This window comes from Candidatus Liberimonas magnetica (assembly GCA_020523885.1).
In the GTDB taxonomy this organism is placed as follows: Bacteria; Elusimicrobiota; Endomicrobiia; order Endomicrobiales; family JAFGIL01; genus Liberimonas; species Liberimonas magnetica.
This window is the reverse complement of record JAJAPY010000017.1, coordinates 21,953-31,357: the sequence shown is the minus strand read 5'-3', so window position 1 is coordinate 31,357 and position 9,405 is coordinate 21,953. Positions and strand designations below refer to the sequence as shown.

At 39.4% G+C, this 9,405-nt stretch carries 8 protein-coding genes; all 8 read left to right on the top strand.

Translation table 11 applies throughout. The features are described from left to right. Window positions 1–229: 229 nt before the first annotated feature. The 8 genes from LHV68_11285 to LHV68_11250 all read left to right on the top strand — a co-directional run bounded on the left by LHV68_11285 (window position 230) and on the right by LHV68_11250 (window position 9,397). On the top strand, window positions 230–520 hold the full coding sequence (locus LHV68_11285; GenBank protein ID MCB4792449.1) for a PilZ domain-containing protein: 291 nt from the start codon (window positions 230–232) through the stop codon (window positions 518–520). A 113-nt stretch (window positions 521–633) separates the two neighbouring features. Beyond that, window positions 634–1,608, top strand: coding sequence for an NAD-dependent epimerase/dehydratase family protein (locus LHV68_11280; protein ID MCB4792448.1), 975 nt, complete (start codon window positions 634–636; stop codon window positions 1,606–1,608). Window positions 1,609–1,717: 109 nt separating this feature from the next. Continuing rightward, a complete protein-coding gene (locus LHV68_11275) occupies window positions 1,718–3,025 on the top strand; it encodes an aminotransferase class I/II-fold pyridoxal phosphate-dependent enzyme (GenBank protein MCB4792447.1) in 1,308 nt (435 codons plus the stop codon). 4 nt (window positions 3,026–3,029) lie between these two features. Continuing rightward, window positions 3,030–4,139: a hypothetical protein gene (locus LHV68_11270; GenBank protein ID MCB4792446.1), complete on the top strand. Its 1,110-nt coding sequence runs from the start codon at window positions 3,030–3,032 to the stop codon at window positions 4,137–4,139. Between the two features lie 84 nt (window positions 4,140–4,223). Beyond that, the gene (locus LHV68_11265; protein MCB4792445.1) at window positions 4,224–4,625 is read left to right on the top strand and encodes a hypothetical protein; all 402 of its coding nucleotides are present in this window, start codon (window positions 4,224–4,226) and stop codon (window positions 4,623–4,625) included. Window positions 4,626–4,727: 102 nt separating this feature from the next. Continuing rightward, window positions 4,728–4,949, top strand: a complete 222-nt coding sequence (locus tag LHV68_11260) for a hypothetical protein (protein MCB4792444.1) — start codon at window positions 4,728–4,730, stop codon at window positions 4,947–4,949. 201 nt (window positions 4,950–5,150) lie between these two features. Next, window positions 5,151–8,618 (top strand): chromosome segregation protein SMC, encoded by a 3,468-nt coding sequence (gene smc, locus LHV68_11255; GenBank protein MCB4792443.1) that lies wholly within the window; start codon window positions 5,151–5,153, stop codon window positions 8,616–8,618. Window positions 8,619–8,626: 8 nt separating this feature from the next. Continuing rightward, entirely contained in the window at window positions 8,627–9,397 is a 771-nt protein-coding gene (locus LHV68_11250) for a WecB/TagA/CpsF family glycosyltransferase (GenBank protein MCB4792442.1), read from the top strand. Window positions 9,398–9,405 lie beyond the last annotated feature (8 nt).

The window sequence follows — 9,405 nt, the reverse complement described above, 5'->3', positions numbered from 1 at the left end:
AACCGACCAAACAAAGCAGACAAAAACGCACGATACTTCCAAAATATGGCCGCTATTACGGACTCGAAAATCCCGGGAACTCTTTACAAATCGATAAATAGGTGCTAAAATACCTGCATTGGAAACAGGATGAAGTGCCGGGATTTTTTTATTAGATAAATTGCGGACATAAGAACACAAAATAAACGTATTTTATTAGTTCAAAGAAATGACGTTTAAAGGAGCAAGCATGAAAACTTACGAACGTTACAAACTTAACGTTCCGATTGAATTCAGGGATGATATTGCCGAGCTTCACAAAGGACTTCTGGACAACATCAGTAGCGGGGGAATGTGCTTCAAATCGATGAAGCATTTAAGTGAAGGGAAAAACCTCTACATCACTATCTACAAGAAGAATAACCCGATAAAAACAGCCGGCAAAGTTGTCTGGTGCCAAAGAAGCACAAAGTGCTATTATGTAGGCGTAAAGTTTTTGGAAGAAATCCAGTTCTTGGAAATACAAAACGAATTTTTCTAGAGAATAATAGTAGAATTACTAATTAAATTCAACTGATCAGATTCATTTAGTTCTCAGTAGAAAATCTGCTGTGCTCTATAAACTAACCCCAAGCCTGGTAATCCTTGATTAACATGAAAATTCTTTTGACAGGAGCAAATGGTTTCGTAGGAAGTAATATCGCTGAGGAGCTTATTGAAAACGGCCATGAAGTATTAGCGCTGGTAAGACGGACTAGTTTCCTCGGTTTTTTAAAAAACCTGCCTATAAAATATTATTACGGTGATATGTGCACTCTTCAATCCCTGGTAGAACCTGTAAAACATGCCGATGTTATCATTCATAATGCAGGCGTTGTACGTGCTTTCAGTAAAGATGCCTATTTTCAGGCAAACCAGACCGGAACGAGAAACCTTGTAGAAACAATCCTTCAATACAATCCAAAGATCAAAAAATTAATATATATCTCATCGCAGGCAGCCATGGGTCCCAGCACAAGTGCATTACCGAAAACATTGACCGAACAGGAAACCCCTGTTTCTGATTACGGAACAAGCAAACTGGCAGGAGAAAAAGAAGTTGAAATACTGAAAAACAAAGTGCCTTATACGATCTTAAGGCCGTCATCCGTGTATGGGCCGAGAGACAAGGATATATTCATTTTTTTTAAACTGATAAACTATCACCTGCGGCCTTACCCGATAAAAAAAAGTTATTTTCAACTCGTTTTTGTAAAAGACCTGGCAAAATTTGCGGTTGATTCTATATTAAATAAAAAGGCCATAAATAAGACATATTTTATAAGCGACGAAAAACCCTATGCTTTATTTGACGTCGGCAAAGTCATAGCCGGATCAATCGGCAAATTTACATTTCCCGTACCGGTTCCCAGCATTGTTTTTCATTTAACGGCTTTTTTTTGTGAGACTGCTTCAAAAATAACCGGCAGACCTGCCGTCTTGAACAAACAGAAAATACGTGAAATGGAACGTAGTTTTTGGCTTGCAGATAACTCTCAAACAAAAAAAGATTTCAGTATAGGCTTTACAAATCTTGAAATAGGTGCTAAAATAACATACACTTGGTATAAAGATAATAATTGGCTTTAAAAAAGAATGACAAACAAAACAAATCCCATGACATAAAAATATTTTTTGATTTTTAAGTTTTGGATTTATTCAATTGGGATTTAGTCATTAGCTTGTTCAGGAGTTCATTATGCATCAGGATATTTTTACTAAATGTGTAAAATTTACGACTGCCCGGGAAGTAATGGCTGCTGGAGTATACCCTTATTTCCATAAAACAGAGTCAGAGCAGGGACCTGAGACTATAGTCGAAGGCAAGAAAAAGATAATTATCTGTTCAAATAACTATTTAGGGCTTGCAGGCCATCCTAAAGTCAAAGAGGCCAGCATTGAGGCTATAAGAAAGTACGGGACATCTCCTACAGGCTCGCGTTTCCTTAACGGAACCTTTGACCTTCACGAAATAGCCGAAAGAAAATTTGCGCGGTTTGTAGGAAAAGAGGCCTCTATCTTGTTTACAACTGGGCACCACTCGAACCTAGGCGCTATTTCAACGCTTGTAGGAAAAGGCGATATAGTAATTACAGATAAGCTTGACCATGCCTCCATAATTGACGGGTGCAGGCTGTCCTTAGGCGAAATGGTGCGTTACAGGCATAACGATATGGATGACCTGGAACGCCAGTTGATCCGCCATAAAGACATGGGTAAATTAATAGTTGTTGACGGCGTGTTCAGCATGGAAGGAGATATAGCAAACCTGCCTAAAATAATAGAACTTGCACGGAGTTACGGTGCACGGGTAATGTGCGATGAAGCGCATTCGATAGGCGTCTTAGGTGATAACGGGCGGGGCACAGGCGAACATTTCGGCATCGAATCCGAGGTTGACGTAATAATGGCAACAGCATCAAAATCCCTTGCCTCCATCGGAGGTTTTATAGCCGCAAGAGAAGAAGTGGTACATTATGTCAAACATCTTGCCAGGTCATTGATATTTACAGCAAGCCTGCCGCCTGCTCAGGTAGCTGCAATTATTGCAGCTTTGGATCTAATAGAAAAAGAACCTGAACGGAGAATAAGACTTTGGAAGAATACTAAAAAAATGAAAGAAGGATTTGAAGACCTCGGATTCAATACAGGCACCTCAGCGTCCCCCATCATTCCTATAACGGTCGGCGAGGACATGAAAGCTTTCCAGATGTGGAGGATATTGTTCGACGGAGGTATATTTACTTCGCCAGTAGTAAGCCCGGCTGTTCCTGAAGGCCACGCCATAATACGAACAAGTTACATGGCAACGCATACCGATGAACAGCTTGACTTTGTCCTTGATTCTTTTGAAAAAGTAGGTAAACAGCTTGGCATCATACCCGGTGCTAGCATGAGAAAGAAAAAACAGGCGGAAAAAACCTGGAAATTCAGTTTTTCAAGAGAACAAATGCTTAACGCAACAAAAAAATGGATAAAGAACCTTTGGTGGCTCAATAAACAATAGCTCTATGGAAATAAAAATAGTAAAAACTGAAAGCGAATTGATGGAGTTTATTAAATTTCCGTGGAAAATATATAAGAATGACCCTAACTGGGTCCCTCAATTGATAGATGACTATAAATTTACATTAACTGAAAATCCTTTTTGGGAACATGCAGAAAAAGAACTTTACCTAGCGTATGATGAAAACGGCAGGTGTATTGGAAGGATAGCCGCTGTAACTGACCAGAATTTTATAAAATTTCATAATGAAAAGACAGGGTTCTTTGGCTTTTATGAATCAATAAACGACCACAATGCAGCAAAAGCCTTATTTGACAAAGCTATTGTTTGGCTGAGATCAAAAGGCATGCAGAAGATGATAGGACCTACGAATCCTTCTACGAACGATGAGATGGGTTTCTTATGCTCAGGTTTTGATACGCCCCCGCGTTTAATGATGCCCTACAACCCGGACTATTACCTGTATCTTGCAGAAAAAAGCGGCCTATCCAAGGCAAAAGAGCTCTATGCTTATGATATGGATGTGTCCGGCGAAAATCTCGAAAGGCTGGAGCGTCTTTCACAAATAGCTTATAAAAAAAATCCGGGTTTGAAAGTAAGAAAACTGAACATAAAGGATTTTGAAAACGAAATAGCCAGAGCGGTAGAAATATACAATGCAGCCTGGGAAAAAAACTGGGGTTTTGTACCCTGGACGCAAAAAGAGTTCTATACTATAGCAAAACGGCTCAAGGATCTTCTGCTCCTGGATACGACGCTACTTGCTGAAATAGACGGAAAACCTGTAGCGATGCTGATCGCCGTACCTGATTATAATTTTGTAATGAAAAAAATGAACGGAAACTTGTGGCCTCTCGGTATTTTTAAGTTTCTTTATTACAAAAATAAAATCAATGCCCTAAGGCTTATGATAATGGGCGTAGTAAAAGAAAACCGCCAACGCGGGATTGAGGGGGTGTTATATAATGAGTCACTGAAAAATTCGCTTAGGCTTGGATTTAAAAAGTGTGAGTTTTCATGGATTTTAGAAGATAATATAATGACGCAAAGAGCTTGTGAAATGATGGGCGGTAAACTATACAAGAAGTATAGAGTATATCAAACAAGCGTATAGCGCACAAAATGCAGCGTGGAGCGTATAGGAGAAAGTCAAAGGCTTTAACTATCCGCTAAACGCTAAATAAAAATGGAGGGTAAAATGTCACCAAGAAAAGCAGCAAAAAAGACAACAGATGCATTAAAGACGAAAATCGCATCAGCTGTAGCAACTATTTCGGAAAAGGCGCCGGCCTCAAATCAGGTCAAACAACAGGTTAAGGAAAGCGTCCAGGCGCCAAGCGCTTTTGTTGTTATAGACCATCCTGTCCAAAACGAAAAATTGTATCCGCCGCATTATGCTATGCGGCTGGGCGCTTCTGACGGTATTGCTGAGATACAGATAAATAATTCTTCCTGGATGCCTTGCCGTCATACAGCCGGTTATTGGTGGTTCGACTGGGTAAATTTTGCACCTGGAAAATACAAGATAACTGCAAGAATAAAAAACAGCGATGATAAGGTCTTGGCAAAATCAAGCATAGTTAAGGTTGAAGTTTTATAATAAATCTATGGCAGCATCAAAAGGTAAAGGGTAGGCGTATAGAAAATCAGCGTTTACTTTTTGCCTTTTGACTGCCGGATTTTATTGATAAAGGGGAAAGAAATGGAGCTTACACCACAACAGAAAGAAGCTATTTATCTTGAAGAAAAATCTAGAATGTGCGATAACGGCGGTTGTTCAGCTGAATTATTATTTGTTTTTAATGTCATAGCTGCAGCAGCTCTTGCAGGCATTTATTTTGTAGCAAAAACCCCGAAAAAAAGAATGATTTCTATTGATGCCATCCATAAAGCCTATTCAGGCCTTTCACCCGATGAGTTTTAATACGGACCATTAGAACCCTATTTTGCCCTAATATATGATGCAGATAACACCAACCCTTAGTAATATAATCTATTTTTAAACTACATTTAGTATACCCCTTGACAAATTAAATATAATTTTGTATCTTTTATTTGTTATCATTTATAACTATTAGATAATAGATGATAACAATAAATAATCTATGGAAAAAAGGATGAAAAAATGTATCTAAAGAAGATTGAAATTTGTGGTTTTAAGTCTTTTGCTGACAAAATAAAGCTTGATTTTGAGCAAGGAATTACAGCCATAATCGGCCCAAACGGATGCGGAAAATCAAACGTTGCAGATGCAGTCCGCTGGTGCCTCGGAGAGCAGAGCGCTCATTCCTTGCGCAGCCGCCAGATGATGGACGTAATTTTTAACGGGTCACAGTCGCGTTCTATAACAGGTATGGCAGAAGTATCTATTACCTTTGACAACTCCCAAAACCTTTTACCCATAGATTATTCAGAAGTTACGGTTACGCGCAGGCTATTCAGGAGCGGCGAAAGCGAATATTTTATGAATAAAACACAATGCCGTTTAAAAGATGTCCGCGACATGTTCCTTGATACCGGCATAGGGACAGAAGGTTATGCTGTAATGGAGCAGGGGAAAGTCGAATTCGTACTTTCCGCTAAACCTGAAGAAAGGCGCGAACTATTTGAAGAAGCCGCAGGAGTTTCAAAGTATAAAGTAAGAAGGGAAGAGACATTAAGAAAACTCGAGAAGATAGACATAGACATGAACAGGGTCAACGACATGCTGGCGCTTCTCAAAGAACAGATCAGTTCTCTTGATGCAGCTGCAAGGAAAGCAAGGCAGTATAAAAAATACCAGGAAGACCTGAAGAGGTTTGAAATAGCGAACCTCGTAAAGAATGTAACTTCGCATCAGGCTGAAATAGATAACATCAATCTGGAGCTAGTGCCTAAGACAGAAGAATTTGAGAAATTCAACACCAGTCTTAACCAGATAGATTCTGAGATTTCACAGATCAGGCTCTTGCAGACGGAAAAAGACGAAACCTATATCAAGCTCCAGGATGACTTTTCGAATATAAAATCCGATATCAGCCTCTCGGATGAAAGGATACAATCTGCCGATGCAAGAGAAAAGGAACTCCTTGAGCGCCAGGCTGATTTAAAAAATGAAATAAAGAATTATTCTGAACTGATAAAAAAACATGAAACTGAGATAGCCTCCATAACACGCCTTTGTGATGAGATCAATGAGCAGGTAATTAAGCTTGAGAAAGAATACAAAGAAAAAGAAGCCCAGTTAAATGAAATAAGGAGCGTCCTTTTTAACGCAAATAATGAAGAGAACATATTCAAGAACAGGTTATTCGAGCTAAATACGGAAAAAAGCAAGAACCATAACGAACAGAACAGGCTTAATTCATATCAGTCTCACTGCCAGGTACAGATACTTTCCCTGCAAAAAGACTTAAATAGGTTTAATGAAAAACTCACCCCTGTAAAAGAACAGATAGCCCGGTTCGAGAAGGACCTTTCCGAGAGCGAAGCGGTAAATTCTCAGACGTTAGAGATGCAGGAAAACCTAAGAAGTAAAATGACAAAACTTGAAGATGAAAGAGCCAAAATAGCTAACACTATACTTGCCCTTAAAGAAAGTATAGTTTCAATAGAATCTAGAAGACAGACGCTTTTAGAAATAGAGATGAGAGACCCCAGAAAATCCGCAGCGCGTTCTGTTTTGTCTATGGGGTTTCAAGGTCTACGCGGGCCTATCCGTGATTTGATAACTATCGATGATGTCTATCAGGATATAGTTATTGAAGCTCTTGGCGAAAAACTTGATTACCTGGTTTCGGATACAGTGGAATCGGCGAACGCAGCTATAAAATACCTGGAAGAAAATAACCTGGGAAGAGTAACATTCCTAGTGCTTGAAAGGCTGCCTGAAAATATCCATACAAGCACGGTTATCCATCTTCCAGGAGCACGCTCTTTAATATCCATGATACGGTACGACCAGACATTAGAAAAAGCCCTTACGTTTTTATGCGGAGAGACCCTGGTCTCAGGAAATACGATCTACGGATATGCGGTTCTTCAGGGCGGCGGGCAGATAAACCTTGATGAAACTTTAAAAATAAACACCACTATGGTCAAAGACCTTGAAAAAGAACTTTTATCAAAAAAGAATGAACTGGATAAACTCATTGATGTAACCAAAAACTTAAGCTGTGAAATCGAGCAGTTAACGGCACAAATGAAACAAATTGACACTAATCAGCAGAGGCTCGCCTTTACTCTTGAAATGCAGAGAAAGCAGATCGGGACCATAAAACAGGATGAAGAGTACATGGAAAAAGAAATACAAATCACGCGGGAAGAATTGAGCAAGAATGAGAATGAGGAATCTAAAACAAAAGATAATTTAAAAACCTTTGTTGAGAGCCTCTCAAACATTGAGAATGAGGAAAAAGAAATAAAATCAAGCCAGCAGCAGCTTCTTAACAGGCTGTCCGAACTTAACCGTAAAGAAAGTGAATTAGCTCCGATCCTGACAGAGTCAAAGGTCGCTTGGGCGACACAGGTGAACGAGCTTACTTCAAGGAAAAGAGAAGATGAAACATTAAAAGAGACTTTAGTAACGGTAAAAGAAAGGCTGGGCCAGTTTCATAAAGAATTCGAAGCGAATAAGCTAAAACTGGAGGAACAAAAGGATGTACAAGCTAACGAAAGCGATAAATTAAAGGAGTTCTATAAAAAGCAGGAGAAAAAAGAAAAAGAAGTACAGGCAAGCTTGATAGAACGGCAGGAACTCCTCAACAGTTTCAATGAAAAAAACAAAGTCCTTCATGAATTAAAAAATCAGACCGAACAGCTAAAACAGGACATTCATAAATACCAGCTTGAAATGAGAAGCTCGGAACTAAAAAAGCAAGCTTCAATTGCCAGATTAAAAGAAGAATATGAATGCGCTTTTGAAGAAGTAAAAGACGAATACGCTCAAGGGGCGGTTCAGGAAGAAGAGATACTGCGCTTAAAAAGGAGGATAGAAGCCATAGGACCTGTTAATATGGCAGCGCCTGAAGAATATGCGGTGTTACAGGAGCGCTATAATTTCCTCCTGACACAGCAGCAGGACCTGGTTAAGGCAAAAGAAGACCTCCACCAGGTTATAGTAAAAATTAACCAGAATACTTTGGAAAACTTTAAGAAAACTTTCTACGAAGTGCAGAGTAATTTCAGAACGATCTATAAACAGCTGTTTGAAGGAGGGGAAGCAGACCTTGTGCTTACAGATGAAAATAACCTGCTTGAAAGCGGAGTTGACATCATTGCCCAGCCGCCGGGAAAAAAGTTCCAGAACATCGCACTTCTTTCAGGTGGAGAAAAAGCCCTTACTGCGATAGCTTTATTGTTCGCCTTCTTCATGGTCAGGCCTTCCCCTTTCTGCATAATGGATGAAGTCGATGCACCGCTTGACGATGCCAATATCGGAAGGTACATTAACATGGTAAGATCCTTCTCTTCTAAAACCCAGTTCCTGGTGGTTACCCACAATAAACGCACCATGGAAATGGCCAATATCCTTTACGGCGTAACGATGGAAGAACAGGGGGTATCAAAGATTATATCTGTACGCTTGCAGAGGGAATTGGCTGCCACAGCATAATCTCTCCTATGAACCGTATAAACTTTGGCCCGGGTTGTCTTGATATTACAGAAAAAGAGCATATAGAGGGTATAATCCGTAATTTAATAAATAAAAATATACCCGCTCAGATAGTAACCTTGAATGCCCTGATGTATAATCGGGCAGTTAAGGATAAGATACTTTCAAAGACTATACAGGATGCAGCATTCGTAATACCTGATTCGATAGGCATTGTGTGGTCGGTACATTATCTTTTCGGCAAGAAAATATCGCGTTTTGCCGGCATAGACATAATAGAAGATATCTGTAATCTTTCCAATGAAAACGGATACAAAATATTTTTACTGGGCTCAAAAACCGATATTTTGGAAAAGGCGTCTAAGAGCCTGTTAATTAAATACCCTGACCTAAAGATATCAGGAATTCACCATGGATATTTTAAAAAGGAAGACGAAGAAAAGGTTATTGAAGAAATAAAAAAATCTGCGGCTGATATCCTTCTTGTTGCCCTGGATGTACCGCGTCAGGAAATATGGATATCGAAAAATCTCAACAGGTTTGGCATAAAGCTGGCTATGGGCGTAGGAGGAAGTTTTGATGTGCTAAGCGGCAGCCTAAAGAGAGCGCCTAGGCTCATGCAAATAGTAGGGCTTGAATGGTTTTTCAGGTTAATTCAACAGCCAAAACGATTCTTTCGTATCTTAGGCCTATTTGTTTTTGTAAGCAATATTATAAAGTTAAAAATAACCAATAACCAAGAAACAATAACCAAACAATTACCAAATTCCAAAGTTTGATTGGTTAT

Coding starts and splice junctions, on each gene's coding strand:
- LHV68_11285 (MCB4792449.1), top strand. CDS start 230: ATGAAAACTTACGAACGTTACAAACTTAACGTTCCGATTGAATTCAGG.
- LHV68_11280 (MCB4792448.1), top strand. CDS start 634: ATGAAAATTCTTTTGACAGGAGCAAATGGTTTCGTAGGAAGTAATATC.
- LHV68_11275 (MCB4792447.1), top strand. CDS start 1,718: ATGCATCAGGATATTTTTACTAAATGTGTAAAATTTACGACTGCCCGG.
- LHV68_11270 (MCB4792446.1), top strand. CDS start 3,030: ATGGAAATAAAAATAGTAAAAACTGAAAGCGAATTGATGGAGTTTATT.
- LHV68_11265 (MCB4792445.1), top strand. CDS start 4,224: ATGTCACCAAGAAAAGCAGCAAAAAAGACAACAGATGCATTAAAGACG.
- LHV68_11260 (MCB4792444.1), top strand. CDS start 4,728: ATGGAGCTTACACCACAACAGAAAGAAGCTATTTATCTTGAAGAAAAA.
- smc (MCB4792443.1), top strand. CDS start 5,151: ATGTATCTAAAGAAGATTGAAATTTGTGGTTTTAAGTCTTTTGCTGAC.
- LHV68_11250 (MCB4792442.1), top strand. CDS start 8,627: ATGAACCGTATAAACTTTGGCCCGGGTTGTCTTGATATTACAGAAAAA.